Below are 16,881 nucleotides of genomic sequence, written 5' to 3'. Positions count from 1 at the left end.
CAGCATCACGCCGGTCATGCCGCCGATGGTGAAGGTGACCATGAAGCCGATGGTCCACAGCACCGGGGTCGTGAACTGCACGCGACCGCGGAACATGGTGAACAGCCAGTTGAAGATCTTCACGCCGGTGGGAATGGAGATGATCATCGTCGTAATGCCGAAGAAGGCATTGACGTTGGCACCCGAGCCCATCGTGAAGAAGTGGTGCAGCCACACGATGAACGACAGGACGCCGATGCACGCCGTCGCGTAGACCATGCCCTTGTAGCCGAACAGCGCCTTGCGCGAGAACGTGGCGATGACTTCGGAGAACACGCCGAATGCCGGCAGAACCAGGATATAGACTTCCGGGTGACCCCAGATCCAGATCAGGTTGATGTACAGCATGGCGTTGCCGCCACTGTCATTGGTGAAGAAGTGCGTGCCCAGGTAACGGTCCAGGGTCAGCAGCACCAGGGTGATGGTCAGCACCGGGAAGGCGGCGATGATCAGCACGTTGGTGACCAGCGCGGTCCAGGTGAACACCGGCATCTGCATCAGCTTCATGCCGGGGGTGCGCATCTTCAGGATGGTAATGAAGAAGTTGATGCCGCTCAGCGTGGTACCCAGGCCGGCGACCTGCAGGCCCCAGATGTAGTAATCGACACCCACCCCTGGACTGTATTCCTTGCCCGACAACGGCGGGAAGGCCAGCCAACCGGTCTGCGCGAACTCACCCACGCCCAGCGAGATCATCACCAGGCCCGCGCCCGCCACGAACAGCCAGAAGCTGAGCGAGTTGACGAACGGGAAGGCGACGTCGCGTGCGCCGATCTGCAGCGGCACCACGACGTTCATCAGGCCGGTGATCAGCGGCATCGCCACGAAGAAGATCATGATCACGCCGTGGGCGGTGAAGATCTGGTCGTAGTGATGCGGCGGCAGAACGCCTTCGGCACCGCCGGCCGCCATCGCCTGCTGCACACGCATCATGATCGCGTCGGCAAAGCCGCGCAGCAGCATGACGAAGGCGACAACGAGGTACATCACGCCGATCTTCTTGTGGTCGACCGAGGTGAACCACTCTTTCCAGAGATAGCCCCACAACTTGAACTTGGTGATCAGGGCCAGCAGCAGCAGGCCACCGATGCCCGCGCCGATCAGCGTGGTGATGATGATCGGGTCGTGCGGGATGTCGGCAAATGTCAGTTTACCCAACAGATTCATGCTCATTCTCCCGAGCCGCCGTGGCCGGTGTGACCGGCGGCGGCGTGCTCGTCTGCAGTGTGTTCGGCATGCGCGTCGGCGGCGCCGGCCGCATGGCCGGCGTGCGCGTCGGCAGCGTCATGACCCTCGGCCATGCCCGGCATGGCGTGGCCTTCGTGGCTTTCGCCCTCGGCGCCGTCATGCTTCATGGCCTTGTGGTCGTGCTTCATGCCGTAGTGCTGGTTGTCGCCCATGTGCTTGGCGATCACCCAGTCGAACAGGCCAGCCTCGACGGTGCCGTAGTAGGTCACCGGGTGCCAGTCGTGGTTCTTCTCGGCGCCCAGCGCGTTGAACGCGGCCTTGTCCAGGCTGCCACGCTCGGCACGCACCTTGGTCAGCCACGCCTGATACTGCGCGTCGGTCACCGAGTGGGCACTGAAATGCATCTTGCTGAAGCCCGCGCCGCTGTAGTGCGAGGACATGCCCGGGAATTCGCCGGTCTCGTTGGCGATCAGATGGAGTTTGGTCTCCATCGCCGTCATCGAGTAGATCATGCTGCCCAGGTGCGGGATGAAGAATGCATTCATCACCGAATCGGACGTGATCTTGAAATTCAGCGGGGTATCGACCGGGAAGGTGATCTCGTTGACCGTGGCGATCTTCTCTTCCGGATAGATGAACAGCCACTTCCAATCCAGCGAAATGGCCTCGATCACCACCGGCTTCTTGTCGGAAACAAGAGGACGGTACGGATCCAGCGCGTGCGAGGAGCGCCAGGTAAGGACCGCCAGCACCAGCACGATCATGCACGGAATCGACCACACCACCACTTCGATCGCGGTGGAGTGCGACCACTTCGGCTCATAGCGGGCCTTGGTGTTGGACGCACGGTACTTCCACGCGAAGGCCAGGGTCATGACGATGACCGGCACGACGACCAGCAGCATCAGCACGGTAGCCGTGATCAGCAGCGTCTTCTCATCGTGGCCGATCTGGCCCTTGGGGTTGAGGATGGCCGAGTTGCAGCCCGTGAGGAACACGGACAACGCAAACAGCAGGCCCGGACGCAAAAAGCGTCCAAGGGGTTTCAACGGAATCATCGGTCGATCCAATTGCGTAGGGAATGCAGGTCAGGCCCGCCCCACCCCGGCCAAAGCCGGTTGTGCCGGTCCAGGGGGGACGGGCACAGGGACGTTCTTGTCAGCCCTCTAATTTTAGGCCGTCACGCACCATTTAAGAAAGGCATTGACAATGATCCAGCGCAGAAAAGCCCTGTTTTGGGCTGCGACACGTTGTCGCACCGCGCGCAGGGCACCCGGATCGGCACAGTTCCGGCGCCATGTATAGACATGAACGCGCCGACTACCGTCCCTGCCAGAACGGCGTCGGGGCAGCCGCGCCCTGCTCCACCGCCGGGGGCCGGCGCGCTTCATCACGCTGCTGCTGGGCCTCGCACACGGCATAACGCGTATCGGTGCAGGTCCCACACTTCGGGCAGATCAACCGGCCACAGGCGCACGATACCTGCTCGCCGTACACCAGGGGGCGGTGGCCGCAGTCGATCATGAGATCCGGAAGCCGCCCGCCGCAATGGGCCAGCAGCGTCCGGCGCCGGCCGTCGGGGAACGTGCCCACCAGCACGCCATTGAACAGCACCGTCAGGTTGGACAAGGCCAGCTGCTGCGGCGGCGGCAGGGCGGCATCCAGGCGGCCAAGCGCGCGCAGCAGCATGGGCAGCATCTCCGCCGGGTCGTCGATGCCGAGCGCCGGGCCGGGCGACGTGCCGACGGCCTGGTTCGGGCCGAGGTGGAAACGCAGCAGCGGATTGTCGAACAACGGCAGCAGCGCGTCCTGGTCGAAGCGATGGCCCGCCGCCCGCTCCTGGGCCCATGTCTGCAGCACGAACAGGGCCCACCACGCCAACCGCGGCACCTGCTGGCGCCCCGCCCAGGCCATCGCCAACCGCTGCAGAAGGCGCTGCTGCGCCGGCGTGTGGTCGGGACGCGGCGGCGCCGCACCCCACAGCGCGAGCAGCACGGCCGGCAGGCCGCGACGCCAGCGCTCGGCCAGGCGTGTGGACGGCAGCCCCGCCACCACCTCGCGCAACTGCAACAGCGCCGCGTCACGTTGGCGGTAATGGGCTATGGGGTAGTCCCACGCCCAGGCTGGCAGCTCCAGCAGGCGCTCTCCGGTACGCACCGTAATGCCGCCGGCGTGACTGAAGGCGCGGCGCAGGCCGGCGAACTCGCCGGCACTGGTCACCCCGAGAATTCGGACGGAGTCACCGAAGTCCTGAGAGGAAAGCGCCCCGTACTGCAGCTTCGTATGCGGGCTGCTCACGCCGCACAACAGCACGGGCGCGCCGCTCGCGTCGCGCTTGAAGCGCTTCACCTTCCAGCGGCTGCTCTGCAGGCGACCGTATTTGCTGCGGCGGATGTTCTTCACGTCCACCCCATGCATGCCATCCACGTTCAGGTCCATGACCCGCCAGGCATCGGTGCTGCCCGCCAACTGCTCGATGGCCACGTCCGCCACCGCCAACCCCAGCCCGTTCAGGTAGGCCGCCGCCGCCTTCTCGGCCGCCCGCGCGGTGAGCATCTGCGCCACTTCCGCCGGGAACGGGGCGTTGCCATCCGACCGGCGGCACCACAGGCCAGCCAGCGCATGGTCGTCCGGCGTCAACGCCTCGAAGAGCCTCGCCGCGTCCATCACGGTACGACGCCGCTGTTCGACAACGGCTGCCGCGAACTGCTGACCGGCCACATGGCTGTTGCTGATCCGCAGCAGCCCCACCCGCTGGATGCTCGCCGCATTGGCATGGTCCCAGTGCGGCCAGGCGTCGAATCCGGCCGGCCAATCGCGCGGCCGCGCCTCCAGCGCCGCGCAGAGCCGCGCCCACGCCGCGGCGTTCTCCGTGGCCTGCTCGACGTCCCGCACCGCCCACCCCACCGGCCAGGCGCGCCCCCCCTGCAACTCCCCGAACAGCGCCAGCAGCGCCGGGCGCCAGTTCGGCCTCGCCGCCCAGAATGCCTCCAGTCGGGCCGGCAGATCCGCGCCGGGCGCCGCCAGCGCGCGCAGCGCTGCGGGACGCGCGATGCCGGCCGGCGCCATCGCCATCACCAGCAGCGGCGGCACCGCCGGCAAGGTCCCGCACGCCAGATCAGCGGCCACGCCACCACACGCTGCCCACAACAGCGACGCCGCGTCGGCATCGTCCAGCCGCAGCGGTGCGGCCTTCGCTGCGGCCAGCCGTCCCTGCGCATCGGCGGCAACCGTCAGTGTCACCAGCATGCCCGGCAGCCCCGCATCCGGCCCGCCCAGCTCGCGCACCCGCCCTTCGTTGAGGAAGATGCTCTCGCTGCTGCCCAGCGCCTGGGCAAAACCGAAGCCGCGCGGCTTGATCGTGTCGACGCAGGCCACCAGCGGGCGCGTTGACGGTCGCTTCGGCCGCACCGAATCAGGGGTGATCATGGGCGAACATCCGTGTCCATCGAATCCGGCAGAAGGCCGTCCATGCTATCAACGCACCATCGCGTACGCGCGGCGCTTGTGATGGCTCAGACCGGGCGATAGCATCGCCTCGCGATTCTGCACACGGAAGGTGATGTTTCATGTTCTACAAGGCTGTTGGTCTCTTTGTTGCCCTGGTGGCGTTCAACGCCGGCGCGCAGGCACCTGCGACAAAAACGCCCGCCGCCGCGGTTTCCCCCGGCGAACTGGTCAGCGCGTTCCGGTCCAACCCCATCGCTGCAAAGCGTCGCTTCGCCGGCGCACCGATCCGGCTGCAGGGCGAGGTGGCCAATATCGCCGAAGGCAAGGCCGGCGGCGCGTTCGCGGTGTTCGGTGGCCCCTGGGAAGGCTACGTCGTCGATGCGGCCATTTCCGAGGATGCCGCCGCCAAGCTCCTGCCGGGCCAGCACGTGATCTTCGAATGCCAATCGGTGCGGGCCGGCGACCTCAGCCTGGGCATCATCCATCTGGCCGGCTGCAAGCGTCGCTGAGACGGGGCGCGCCGGCCCCCCTCAACCGGCGGCGGCGATCCGGTTCGGGCACGGCGTGCCGGCCGCGTAGTGCTCCAGATTGCGCAGGGTGATCTCCGCAATCTCCTGCAGCGCCTCGGCGGTGAAGAAGCCCTGATGGCCCGTGACCAGAACATTCGGGAAGGTCATCAGGCGCTGGAATACCTCGTCGTCGATGATCTCGCCGGAGCGGTCCTGGAAGAACAGCGCACTCTCCTGCTCGTACACGTCGATGGCCAGGTGAGCGAGATGGCGCGACTTCAGCGCGCCGATCACCGCATGGGTATCGACCAGCCCACCGCGCGAGGTATTGACCAGCATCGCGCCGGGCTTCATCACCGCCAGCGCCGCAGCGTCGATCAGGTGGTGGGTCTGCGGCGTCAGCGGACAATGCAGCGAGACGATGTCCGAACGCGCCAGCAGCATCTCCAGCGCAACGGATTTGCCGAGCGCCTCGAACGCCGCCGATGGCCACGGGTCGTGGCCCAGCACCGTGCACCCCATGCCGTGGAAGATTCTCGCGGTGGCCAGCCCGATCTGCCCCGTGCCGACAATGCCGACCGTTTTGCCGTGCAACGTGCGGCCAAGCAGGCCATCAAGCATGAAGTTGCCGTCGCGCACACGGTTGTAGGCGCGGTGCGTCTGGCGATTGAGGGTCATGACCAGCGCCAGCGTGTGCTCGGCCACCGCCTCGGGGGAATACGCCGGCACGCGCGCCACGAACAACCCCAGCCGCTGCACGGCGGCCAGGTCGACCGTGTTGAATCCCGCGCAGCGCAGGAGCACCGCGCGCACGCCCTGGGCATGCAAGGCCTCCAGCACCGGCGCATCCAGGCGATCGTTGACGAACACGCAGACCGCCTCGCAGTCCTGCGCCAGCGCCACCGTGTGCACATCCAGAGCGGCGTCGAAATACAGAAACGCGAAGGCAGCGTCCCCGCCGTCACGCGCATTGGCGGCATCCAGGGACTGGCGGTCGTAGGGACGGGCGCTGAAAACGGCGATCTTCATCGGGTGCTCGACAAGGGTGTGCCCTGCCACGATAGCGCGGAAGGCGGTGCCCGGGCCGCTCACATGCCTGCGCTGAAGGTCACCGGGATGCGCAGCGTGATCTCGTCCACGTCCGTCACCGCCCGCGTCGGGGTCACATGCCAGCCGCGCGCGGCCTGCAAGGCTGCGCGATCGAGCTCTGGGTGGCCGCTGCTCTCGGCCACGCGCGCGTCCAGCACCCGCCCGCCGGCGGACATCCTGAGCATCACCACGACCCGTCCATCGGGCCTTTCGCCGCCCTGCATCGTGGGATAACGCGGCGGATGGCGGCGCGCCTGCGCCGACAACTGCGCCGCGAGCGACTGCGCCGGATTCAACTGCGGCGGCGGCGGCGTGGTACCGACCGGGAACGGCGCGACATCCTCCGCAGGAGGCGGCGCCTGCACGGTGACAGGCGCCTTGAACACCACCTCGACGCGCCTGCGCTCGCCGCCCTTGGGCACCTTGGTGGCGCTTCGCCAGCCGCGCGCGCCATATCGGGCCGCCTGGTCGAGGTCCGGGTTGCCGCTGCCGGTCTCGATCAGTACCGACGTCACCTGCCCGTTCTCCCAGACATCGAGCACCAGCACCGCACGCGTGTCCGCGACGATACCCGGCGGGCGCAACGGGATGCCCGGTGGCGTCACCTTGAACCCGGCCGCCGCCAGATCGACCTGCACCTCGCCGCGATCGCGGCGCGGCACCGGCGCCGGCGGTTCCGGCGGCGGCCGCAGCGCCAGTCCCGCGCGCTCGATCAACAGTCCGGCCGGCGGCATCGCGCGCTCGGCCTGCACATCGTGGCGCGGCGCGCGTTGCGCAGGGACTTCCATCACCCGCTCGTCGCCCGGCGCCGCATCCCGCCCCTGCCCGGCCGACGCTGGATCATCGGCAGGCTTTCCGACGAGCAGCGCCGCGCGCGCCTCCAGAATGTCACGCCGCGTCGCCGATCCGCTCCCGGCGATCGTGGACAGGGTCAACACATCGCTGCCCAGCACCAGCGCGTTCACATCGAACGCCCCGGTGTCAGCGCCTACCTTGCGGTCGCGCCCTTCGAGCCTGCCCGCGATCACCAACGCGCCCAGCGACAGTTCCTCGTCCTTGTCCACCACCGTTGCCGCATAGGCCTCCCACAGCCGCCGGTCCATCGGCGCATAGGCAAACAGCACCTCCTGCAGCGCCTGGACACGCCACAGCCGTCGCTCCATCGCGGCATCGGACTCGGCATCAGCCGTGGCGTCGCGGCCCAACCACTGCGTTACCGCCAGCGTCCTGAGATCGAGTGTCATCAACCGCAGCGCCACAGTGATGCTCGACGCAGACTGCTCCCACATCTGCTCCAGCAGTACAACCTGCCGTGCTTCCAGCGTGCGGATCTGCTCGGCCGTGGCCGGGTCCGGCATGCGTGTCCCGCGCGCCTCCCGCGGGCCGGGGTTCGCCTTGCGCAGCGCATCCACGGTTTCGTTGTACGCCTCCCGCAGGCGCTCGTAGGCGGCCGCATCCTCCGCCACCCGGGGCGGATTGCGCGACCACAGGTGCAGCTCCTCAAGCAGCGCATCGGCACCCTGGCGATCACCGCGCGCCGCGGCGCGTGCGGTTTCCTGGACCTTGGCCACCATCTCGCGTTCGAACTGGGCGCGCGAGTACCAGCGCGGCACGTCGCCATGCTGTTCCGGCGCGTCCTCGGCCCGTTCGACCGCCGCCGCGTTGCGGGCAGCCCGTTCCGGCGACAGGCCGGCGGCAAAGAAGATCAGGAAGAACACGAAGCCCAGGCCACCGCCGGCAAGCAGATAGCTCAACGACCGGTCCTGCCACGCCACGCGCAGGAACGACAGCACCGACACCGTGCCGCCCAGCAGCACCGCCGTGCGGAACGCCGCGCGGCCGTCGCCCAGCGGGCCGGTGGCCAGCAGGTGCCCAAGCCATGCGATGGCCCCGTACACCAGCGCGCCAGACCAGCCCCAGAAGGGCGACAGCCCGATGAACACCACCACCGCGATGATCAGGATCGCGATGACCTTCATGGCCGCCTGCTCAGGATCAGCACCGGCACGAACAGAACGAAGGCCAGAATCGCGACACCCAGCATCACCAGATGCATCCCCAGCGGCAGGCCGTCGGACATCGACGGCACCGCCAGGTCCGCGTAGCGCCGGAACGCCGGCATGCCCCACCCCATCACCCAGCCCAGCAGCAGGGTGCCGATCACCGCCATCGTCGCCCGCGTGCCGATGCCGGGCAGCGTGCTGGCAGTGGCAGCCTGGCCCGCCTGTCCTGCCGGAACCCGAGCGGCGGCCGTGACTCCGTGGGCCGCAGGGGCGTTGCCCGCCGGGCGCCGGGCCGGTTGCCGCCGCTTGCCGCCGCTGCCGGCCTTGCGCCGCGACTGCGCCTTGGCCGCGCGCGCAGTGCCGGCCAGCAGCCCCGCGCGCGCGCAGGCCGCACAGGGCATGCCGGCGAAGTGCTGATGCGCGGCATCCTGGCTGCATTCCACCAGGTGCCCTGCAGTGCGCCGCGCGTAGTCCAGCAGCAGCGTGGCCCATTCCTGTGCCGACGGCCGGCGGCGCGCCTGGGTCGAGAACGCGCGGTCGAACATCTCGCGCAACGCCGCCGGAAACGCCTCATGGCCGCTTACCGGCGACGGCAGCATCTGCGCATGCGCCTTGCGCCCGTACGGGTACAGGTTCGCGGCGATCCGCCCTGGCAGGTCGCTGGGCAGCGCCGCCCCCTTCGGCCGCCCCGCATAGGGGTGCAACCCCGAGTTGAGCAGCTGGAACACCATCACCGCCAGCGCAAAGCGGTCCTGCGCCTCTTCGGCACCGGCGCTCACGCCCCGCTGCTGGAACTCGGCCGCCAGGTAGTCCGGCGTGACCTGCCCCGCTGGAAAGCGCTCACCCTTGCCCTGGATGCTGAAACCATCGCAATCGAGCATCGCGATGTACAGCGCATCGCGGTAGAACCGCACGTTGAGTGGCTTGAGGTCCACCACATAGTGCTGGCGACGGTGCAGCGTGGCCAGCATCGCCGCCAGATTGGCGGCCAGGGTCATCTTCGCACCGAGCCCGGTCGGCAGGCCTTCAGCACGCGCCTGGCGTTCCTGCAGCACATGCTCCAGGTCGCTGGTGGCCGACACATCCAGAATCGGCATGGTGAACCCGATGAACTGCCGCGCGCGGTCGCGCAGCAGGCTCACCGGCCAGGCGATCTGCACCAGCCGCTGACCGTTCTCTTCGACCGCCGGCAACTCCGGCTGCAGCTCCAGCATCGCGCGCAGCTTGCGCTCGTACACCGGCGCATCCTTGCTGGAGTGGTACAGCTTGGCCACTTCCTGTGGCCGCTCCTTCAGCAGGAACACGCTGCCGGCGCCACCACTCTTGAGCAGCCGCCCCAGCGTCAGCGGTGTGCCGCGCTGGTCATGGATGGTGTCGCCGCTGCGCGTCGGCATCGGCTCAGGCCGGCAGCGCCACCAGCAACGTCTTGTCGTCGCCGGTGATCTGGTCGGTCCGCGGGTCCGCCAGCGTCGCGCGCAGTGCTTCGCTGCCGTGCTCGCTGTACACGCCGGCAAGATAGCGGAGTACCGGCGCAATGAAGGGCGGGAACAGGCTGTCGCCGGCGCGCGTCATCGCGAACGGCTGCACGCCGTCGGACATCAGCACCAGCGCCTGCACATCGCCCTCGAAGCGGGTCAGCCGCAACTGCTCACGCCAGTTCGTGCCGGTCACGAACCAGGTCTCATTGGCGTATTCGCCATTGGCCGGCAGCGAGACCGCATCGGCCATGCCACCCGCGAACGCGCAGGCCGCCACACCATCGCCGACGTGGAAGAACCAGCCGCCACGCGCGGTGGCGATCGCCCCTACCAGCGTGCAGGCGTGGTCGGAGAGCGTCAGCCGCTGCGCCGCCGCCACTGCTGCCAGCTGTTCGCGGGCGTCTTCGACAGCGGTTTCCAGCATCGCCCGCAGCACATCCACCGTCATCGCCAGCGGGTCATCGCCCAGCGTCGGCGCCCGGCCCACCGCCTCAACCACGCGAGCGGAAAAATGCTGCGCGCCCACGTCGCTGTGCGCAGCCGAGCCCGCGCCATCGCAGACCACCGCCACCACCATCCCGCGCACGCATGCCGATGCGAAGGCATCCTGGCAGGGCTGCCCGCGATCAAGATGGGAACGCCCCGTGGCCGATGCGGCCATCACGCGCCAGGACATGGTCAGACCGGTACTTGCGACCAGCTGTCCGTCGCCGGCAGCTGCACCTGGCCGCCGGGCGTCGAGTTGGACACCACGCGCATGCTCGCGCTGAGCCACAGGAACAGTTCCTTGAACTGCAGCCCCTGCAGGCGCTTCACACCGCGCTCGCCATTGCGGCTGAACTGGCCAAGCACGCCCATATCGGCGTCGCCCACGGCAATGGGGAACACCGCCACCTTGTTCTGCTGCTCCGCATCGCGGCACTGCGCGGCCACCTCTTCCCACGCGTCGGTGGGCTGGCCATCGGACATCAGGAACAGCCACGGCCGCGTGTACGCCACGCCCGCCTGCCGGAAGCGGGACTTCTCGTCCTCGATCTCCTGCAGCGCCAGCTCCACGGCTGCGCCGGTGGGCGTGGTGCCGCTGGCCACAAGTTGCGGCGCGGCGAAATCCATTGCATCGCACCAGTCGCCACTGATCGCAGCGTTGTCCATGCCGCCGTACTCCACCAGCAGCACGCGCACGCGCTTGGCCGCGATCACGTCGGCCTTCAATTCCTGCTCGAGCAGCTTCAGGCCTGCGTTCAACTGTTCGATCGGGCCGCCGCCCATGCTGCCGGAGCAGTCCAGTACCAGGATCAGCGGCGTGCGCTGCTCACTGTTGTCGACCAGCGAAACGTCGGGGATTGCGGCAATGGACATGGCGTCGAGCCTCCGTGCTCTTGGATCTGCGGAATATGTGAGGCGATTATAGGCCCGTCGGCACCATCCGATAGACCCCGCCCCCGCCTCTCCCCTACCATCGGGCCCTTGTGCGACGCGATGGGCAGATGTGCTTGAACAGCTTCAGCAGCTTCAACGGCCGCCGCAGCGGCAATGGAAAAGACGTCGCCATCCTCTCGCATGGCTTCGGCACCGACCAGAGCGCCTGGACCGCACTGCGGCCCTGGTTCGAGGCACGCTATGACGTGATCTCCTTTGATCTTGCCGGCTGCGGGCCATTGGGCGCTGACGCTTATGACACCGAGCGGCACGGCTCGCTGTTCGGCTACGCCGACGACCTGCTCGACATCATGGACGAGCTCGACCTGCGCAACTGCACCTACATCGGGCACTCGATGAGCGGCATGATCGGCGCAGCCGCCTCGGTGGCGCGACCGGATCTGTTCGAACGCATGGTCATCATCGGCGCCTCGCCCCGCTATATCGACGACGACGGCTACACCGGCGGCTTCCAGCCGGATGACCTGGAACATCTGTTCGAGAGCATGCGCGCCAACTACCAGGCCTGGGTGGCAGGTTTCGCGCCGATGGTGGTCGGTGTGGACGACAGCGCGGTCATCGCCGACTTCTCCAACACCCTGTTCCAGATGCGCCCGGATATCGCACTCAGCACCTCGCGGACAATCTTCACCTCCGACCTGCGGTCGCTGGCACCGCAGGTCTCCACGCCGGTCCACCTGGTCCAGACCGCCCACGACATGGCCGTACCCGTGGCCGTCGGACAGTGGCTGGAGAAGGCCATCGACGGCGCGACCCTGGACGTCATCGACGCGTCGGGCCACCTGCCGCACATGACGGCACCGGAGGAAGTCGTCCGCATCCTGACGCATCGTCTGGGTGGGGCACCACGTTGACCACGACCGACAGCCAGGCACTGGCCGCACTGTGCGACTTCGTCCGCCTCACGACCCAGGCGGACCTGGTCATGGCGATCGAGATCCAGGCAGACGGGCGCGCCAGCTGGGCCACCGCGTCCCCCACCGTGCCCGCGGCCGGCTTCAACATGGCCCGTAGCGGCGTGTTCGACCATGCATGGGACGGCCAGGCGATGGAGGCAAGCGGCTTCCGGCTGCCCAGCGCCTTCATGCATGCCCTCGGCGGCCCCGCCGCACACCTGCTGTTCGTCCCTGCGCCTTCCCACGGGGCGCCACTCAGCGGCCTGCTCCTGCTGTGGCGGCGCCATGCGCCGCCCCTCACGGCGCAGATCCCGCTGCTGGCAGGCAGCGTCGCCCGGCTTCTGTCGGCACGGCGCGAGGCGGTGCGTGAGTCCATCGTGCGCAACCAGTTCATCGACCTCGTGGAGAGCGTGCCCGCAGGCATCGTCCTGATCGACGGCGACGGCCAGAGTGCCGTGGTCAACGAGCGCGCGGCGGACCTGCTGGGCAGCACTCCCGGCAACCACCGCGCCGCCGACCTCGCCGGCCCGATGCGGGCACTGCGGCAGCGCTGCGACAACCATGCCGAACTGGAGCAGGCCTACGCTACCCAGATCGGGGACATGAACTTCGCGGCGAAACTCAACTGGACGCTCGGCGAGCGCACCTACGAAGTGGATACCCACCCGGTGCGCGGCAATGGCGAGCACGGGCGCATCTGGTTGTTCGAGGACGTCACCGCCGACCTGCTGATGGCGGCCGAGCTGCGCCGCCTCGCGGCATCCGACCCGCTCACCGGCATCCCCAACCGCCGCCACTTCGAGGAGCGCTCCGCACAGATCATCGCGGCCCGCGAGGCCCAGGGGCGTGCCGTCGCCGTGCTCATGCTCGACGTGGACCATTTCAAGAAGATCAACGACACCTACGGCCATCCGATCGGCGATGAAGTGCTCAAGGTTGTCGCAAAGCGCTGCCGGGAAGCGCTGCGCGACCGCGACCTGCTCGCCCGCTTCGGCGGTGAGGAGTTCATCGCCCTGCTCGCCGCGCCCACCAACGACGAGGTCCACATCACCGCGGAGCGCCTGCGCCGTGCGATTGCCGCCGAACCGATCAGCATCGGTGGGGAACGGATTGCGGTATCCATCAGTGTCGGCGGTGCCATCGGTGACGCGCTGCCCGGGTGCCATCAGACACTGCTTGAGGAACTGATCGGGCGCGCCGACGAGGCGCTGTATGAGGCGAAAGCGGGCGGACGGAACCGGGTCAGAATGGCGCAGCCGGTGACGGACTCTGCGTGAAAGGAGTGCTGACCTTCGATAACCAAATCCTGCGCGTGATTAGCAACCTTCCAGATCGCGCGCCCTGCTCTGGCCCGTCAGTCTAGACAGCCCACTTCACAGCTCGCACGAGCTGCAGAAAATACGGCACCGCCAGACCAGACGTCGGCACGTTGAACGCCATGCCGACGTCAAGATCAGATTCAATCAGTTACCCGAAGACTCGTGGATTCTCCGGAACTCCTCGGCGATAGCAGAACTTCTCAGGCTGATTTCGAAGCATGTAGGCAACGGTTGCCCCGTAAGCGCCATCCGCCGCAACACGACCATCGGGATCGGAAAATCGATGTAGATTCCCATTCGCATATCGATACCGGTTGAACTGCGCCACCGGATCGCTATATGCCGTCACCGGATCAACCGACAGGAACACACCCAACTGCGGGTGCATACACCGCTGCTGCATGTAGCTCAGCCCGGTGGCCCCGTCCATGACGTGCCCGGTATACCCCGGCCCGTCCACCACCTTCCTGATCGGCGCGCCATAAGGCTCGTAGTGCGTCCGCTCGACGACAGCCCCCGCCTGGTTCGTACTTGCTACTGGGCTTCCCAGCGCATTGGTATGCAGGTACGTGATGGTTGCGCCTGCAGCGTTGTACTCACGCTGCGCGATCAGGCTCGCTGCACGGCGCACGAATTCGCGGCCGACGCGCTTGCGTGCATCGCTTTGGAACACCCGCCGCCCGTCCTGGGCGGCGCGGGTAATCCCCTCACGAACAAGGCGCTCCGCTTCCGGCCCGAGCGAACCATCCTGCGGCCTCAATCCACCTTCATCAGATACATATTCACTGCAGCCACGCCTGCTGACTGATCGGCGTAAATGATTGTCAATGGTATGGGAGCGCCCTTGTCGCAGGGCCATAGAGAATCGGAGGCTTGTGCGACAGTAGCGGTGCCATTGGCCGCAACCGTGAGACACGCCTTGGGGCGGTACATGAGCTTCGGTGATCCGGTAACGTCTGTCACGACGCCAGATGGGTTGACCAACTTGACCTGGATCTGGAGCGCAGCCCCCTGTGCAACACCGACCTGCGAAACCAAGGCACTGCTGAGTACCTCCTCCTTGCTTGCGCCGCTTGATAGCTGGGAGAGCTCCCACTCCCCAATCAGATCCTGCCCTGCGATCGAGGCTCGAAGGCTCCACGTGGGGCGGCCGTCATCCTGCGCGTTCGCGCTGAACGCCAACGTACCCAGCAGCATGGCGGTCAGTAAGCGGCTTTGCATACTTTTCCCTCGATGTCGGTATTGATGTCAATCGGCAACCCTTGGATGAAGCGCTTGGCTATGCACTGCACGCGCACGGCTTCACGTGCCGCATGAACGAAGATACCGCCCATCGTGTAGTAAGCCTGCGGATAGCCTGGCTGGCTTTCTTTCAAGCATGGAGCGATCTGGTCACCGACCAGATTCCAGTCTCTCTGCGACCCGCACCCGGATCTTTGCAGCGCTCCCAGGAGATCTACCTGCACGTGATACCAACCCATCGTGGAAAAACACTCACGATCTACGATCCATTTTGCGCCGAGCATGCTCCCTAGCTGATTCTTCACATCGCCGCATGACGCTTCGACTGCAGGCCAACGTCCGCTCCCACCCAGGTATGGGTCTACGAATCCTGGAATTACTTCATCCATCCATTGGCAATTGTCCATCTCGCAACGAAGCTTGCAGGACTTGTTGGCAATGCAGCTCTGCTGCGCGTGAAAGAGATGGCGCGGATCAGAGGACGGTTTGGCTGCCTGCTCGAGTTGGGCAACGCTCTTGCCACACCCGAACGTATCGCTTTCGGGGCAAGGGTCCGGCAAACAGACAGCACCTGTTGGCTCTGACTCTGAGTTTCCTGTCACCTTGTACTCGCAGCCTTGTACACAATGGTGCTGTCCAATCGTCATGCCAGGCAAGCTTATTCCAGGCCGCCCTGCGCAGGTACTGTGCTCCCTGAACCACGCCCCACCACAGCCGGTCTCCGGTATCCAAGGGAAGAGATCCGATCTGCACTTCCATGCATAGTAATCGGGGTAGCCCGGAAGCAAACCGACATAAAGCGGATGAAAGTCCGAGCGAGCCTTAAGCCATGCGCGGTGATTTCGATGCACCTCTACATATGCCTGACCCTGATCACATGGACGGTCGAGATAAGGATATGTTCCTGGAGGGCACCTATTGACTACGTCGTTCGCCTGCACTTCAAAGCAGACAACAGCAATAAGTAGATGAAATACTACGAGAATAGCCTTCGCCATACTTCTCCCCTAACTCACCCTTCAGTATCCGCGCTGGGCCAGCTCGCTTACCGCACCCACCATTACCGAACGGGCGGGCATGCTGGACAAGTTGCAACGCAGCCTCTCATACACGACATACTCCCGCAACCTCGATCTCCGCACCACCATTCTAGATGCTTCGGCACTTATCTCGGCGCCTGCGCCTTCCCAACGACGCCTACGTCAACAGTAGCATCGGCGTCTAGACGAAAGAAGTCAGAAAAGTCTTGTTTTCATCGCTCTCGGCCAACACGAGATGCACCTTCGCACGTAGTGAAAAGTTGGAGCGTGCTGCAGAACATTCAGGCTTCTCTCTCTTGGGGGCGCTGCCTGAAGAAGTGAACACGGGAACGGGCGTGAGAACAACACGCCACAACACCACGCGTCCGACAAATACCTTCTCCCCAAGGCGCAAAGCTCGTCCATCTCCTTGCCCAACAGATCACCGATCCAGCGGCCACACACAGACGCTGAATCCAGAGAGTTCCTCGCTATAGCTGCTCGAGATGGCCGACAGGGCAGCCCCGAGCACTTCCTTGGACCCGGCACGCTACACATGCTGGACTTGGCGTTCTCCGCCTGGATGGTCAGCATCTTTGCTTCCCAGTTGATGTCGGCCCATGTCATCGACAGAAGCTCGCCCCGTCTCATACCGGTATTCATGGCTGTGAGAACCACGGGCGTTAGGTGATCGACATACCCATCCATCGGCAAATCGGGCAGAACCACTTGCCGGTACTTACGTCGGGCCGCATTGGCGTTTGCCCTGCCCTCTACGCCAGCCAGATCGCGCGCTGCGAGTGCAGCTCAGAGCATTGCCTCCTCATCTGGAGACAAGAACCGTACGACCTTGCGGCTCGCGGCTGATCGCTGGCGCATGCCCATCAAAGGATTGGTTTCGATCAGCTTCGACTCAACGGCGCGAGACAATGCAGACCGCAGGCTGCTGGTGCGGAGCATGGTCGAGAAGGGGGTGAGCGAGCGGCGAGCGCTGACGGTGGTGCGGATGAGCGCTAGCGCGCTGCGCTATGAGCCTCGGGCCGATCGCAACGCTGAGCTGCGCGAGCAGATCGCTGCGCTGGCGCACCGGCACAGACGCTACGGAGTGGGCATAATCCATTTGAAACTGCGACAGAAGGGGCTGGTCGTGAACTACAAGCGAGTGGAGCGCTTGTACCAGGAAGCGGGCCTACAGGTGCGTTGCAGAAA

The 16,881-nt window shown here is 66.1% G+C and carries 14 protein-coding genes and 1 pseudogene; 4 read left to right on the top strand and 11 right to left on the bottom strand.

What is annotated here, in order from left to right; all coding sequences use genetic code 11:
- The 3 genes from ACPEH1_RS19355 to ACPEH1_RS19345 all read right to left on the bottom strand — a co-directional run.
- On the bottom strand, positions 1 to 1,200 hold a 1,200-nt coding region (locus ACPEH1_RS19355; RefSeq protein WP_423716234.1), incomplete at its 3' end, for a cbb3-type cytochrome c oxidase subunit I.
- Between the two features lie 8 nt (positions 1,201 to 1,208).
- Complete coding sequence (gene cyoA / locus ACPEH1_RS19350; protein ID WP_017355325.1) at positions 1,209 to 2,285, bottom strand: ubiquinol oxidase subunit II; 1,077 nt, start codon at positions 2,283 to 2,285, stop codon at positions 1,209 to 1,211.
- Between the two features lie 262 nt (positions 2,286 to 2,547).
- Complete coding sequence (locus tag ACPEH1_RS19345) at positions 2,548 to 4,656, bottom strand: hypothetical protein (RefSeq protein WP_423716233.1); 2,109 nt, start codon at positions 4,654 to 4,656, stop codon at positions 2,548 to 2,550.
- Between the two features lie 140 nt (positions 4,657 to 4,796).
- Here ACPEH1_RS19345 and ACPEH1_RS19340 point away from each other — a divergent pair, with 140 nt between their 5' ends.
- Positions 4,797 to 5,186 (top strand): hypothetical protein, encoded by a 390-nt coding sequence (locus tag ACPEH1_RS19340; protein ID WP_136004389.1) that lies wholly within the window; start codon positions 4,797 to 4,799, stop codon positions 5,184 to 5,186.
- Between the two features lie 21 nt (positions 5,187 to 5,207).
- On the opposite strand, the gene ACPEH1_RS19335 is transcribed toward ACPEH1_RS19340, so the two are convergent.
- From ACPEH1_RS19335 to ACPEH1_RS19315, 5 genes are read right to left on the bottom strand one after another with little or no spacing between them, the layout of a single operon-like run.
- The gene (locus ACPEH1_RS19335) at positions 5,208 to 6,215 is read right to left on the bottom strand and encodes a 2-hydroxyacid dehydrogenase (RefSeq protein WP_423716232.1); all 1,008 of its coding nucleotides are present in this window, start codon (positions 6,213 to 6,215) and stop codon (positions 5,208 to 5,210) included.
- A gap of 59 nt (positions 6,216 to 6,274) precedes the next feature.
- Positions 6,275 to 8,254, bottom strand: a complete 1,980-nt coding sequence (locus ACPEH1_RS19330; RefSeq protein WP_423716231.1) for a TonB family protein — start codon at positions 8,252 to 8,254, stop codon at positions 6,275 to 6,277.
- Positions 8,251 to 9,672 carry a hypothetical protein gene (locus ACPEH1_RS19325; RefSeq protein WP_423716230.1) on the bottom strand — a complete coding sequence of 474 codons (1,422 nt, stop codon included), beginning with the start codon at positions 9,670 to 9,672 and terminating at the stop codon, positions 8,251 to 8,253. The genes ACPEH1_RS19330 and ACPEH1_RS19325 overlap by 4 nt, the downstream gene beginning before the upstream one ends.
- Positions 9,673 to 9,676: 4 nt before the next feature.
- Positions 9,677 to 10,432 (bottom strand): PP2C family serine/threonine-protein phosphatase, encoded by a 756-nt coding sequence (locus ACPEH1_RS19320; RefSeq protein ID WP_423716229.1) that lies wholly within the window; start codon positions 10,430 to 10,432, stop codon positions 9,677 to 9,679.
- A 2-nt stretch (positions 10,433 to 10,434) separates the two neighbouring features.
- Positions 10,435 to 11,115: a vWA domain-containing protein gene (locus ACPEH1_RS19315; RefSeq protein WP_423716228.1), complete on the bottom strand. Its 681-nt coding sequence runs from the start codon at positions 11,113 to 11,115 to the stop codon at positions 10,435 to 10,437.
- Between the two features lie 128 nt (positions 11,116 to 11,243).
- Between ACPEH1_RS19315 and ACPEH1_RS19310 the strand changes: the two genes are divergently transcribed.
- Both ACPEH1_RS19310 and ACPEH1_RS19305 read left to right on the top strand, forming a co-directional pair.
- Positions 11,244 to 12,050 carry an alpha/beta fold hydrolase gene (locus ACPEH1_RS19310; protein ID WP_423716227.1) on the top strand — a complete coding sequence of 269 codons (807 nt, stop codon included), beginning with the start codon at positions 11,244 to 11,246 and terminating at the stop codon, positions 12,048 to 12,050.
- 71 nt (positions 12,051 to 12,121) lie between these two features.
- Positions 12,122 to 13,369 carry a diguanylate cyclase gene (locus ACPEH1_RS19305; RefSeq protein WP_423716226.1) on the top strand — a complete coding sequence of 416 codons (1,248 nt, stop codon included), beginning with the start codon at positions 12,122 to 12,124 and terminating at the stop codon, positions 13,367 to 13,369.
- Positions 13,370 to 13,559: 190 nt separating this feature from the next.
- Here the strand turns inward: ACPEH1_RS19305 and ACPEH1_RS19300 are convergent, their stop codons facing one another.
- Genes ACPEH1_RS19300 through ACPEH1_RS19290 form a run of 3 tightly spaced genes read right to left on the bottom strand, consistent with a single transcriptional unit; the run spans position 13,560 to position 15,300 of the window.
- Entirely contained in the window at positions 13,560 to 14,171 is a 612-nt protein-coding gene (locus ACPEH1_RS19300; RefSeq protein ID WP_423716225.1) for an RHS repeat domain-containing protein, read from the bottom strand.
- Entirely contained in the window at positions 14,168 to 14,632 is a 465-nt protein-coding gene (locus ACPEH1_RS19295; RefSeq protein ID WP_423716224.1) for a hypothetical protein, read from the bottom strand. The genes ACPEH1_RS19300 and ACPEH1_RS19295 overlap by 4 nt, the downstream gene beginning before the upstream one ends.
- Positions 14,614 to 15,300: a hypothetical protein gene (locus ACPEH1_RS19290; protein WP_423716223.1), complete on the bottom strand. Its 687-nt coding sequence runs from the start codon at positions 15,298 to 15,300 to the stop codon at positions 14,614 to 14,616. Before ACPEH1_RS19290 ends, ACPEH1_RS19295 begins: the two co-directional genes overlap by 19 nt.
- A gap of 1,309 nt (positions 15,301 to 16,609) precedes the next feature.
- Between ACPEH1_RS19290 and ACPEH1_RS19285 the strand changes: the two are divergent.
- A pseudogene (locus ACPEH1_RS19285) lies at positions 16,610 to 16,881 on the top strand (IS3 family transposase); the annotation flags it as partial.

The sequence above is a fragment of the Stenotrophomonas sp. NPDC077421 genome (assembly GCF_049545505.1).
Classification (GTDB): domain Bacteria; phylum Pseudomonadota; class Gammaproteobacteria; order Xanthomonadales; family Xanthomonadaceae; genus Stenotrophomonas; species Stenotrophomonas nematodicola.
The sequence above is the reverse complement of the archived record's forward strand: the minus strand, read 5'-3'. Positions and strand labels throughout refer to the sequence as shown.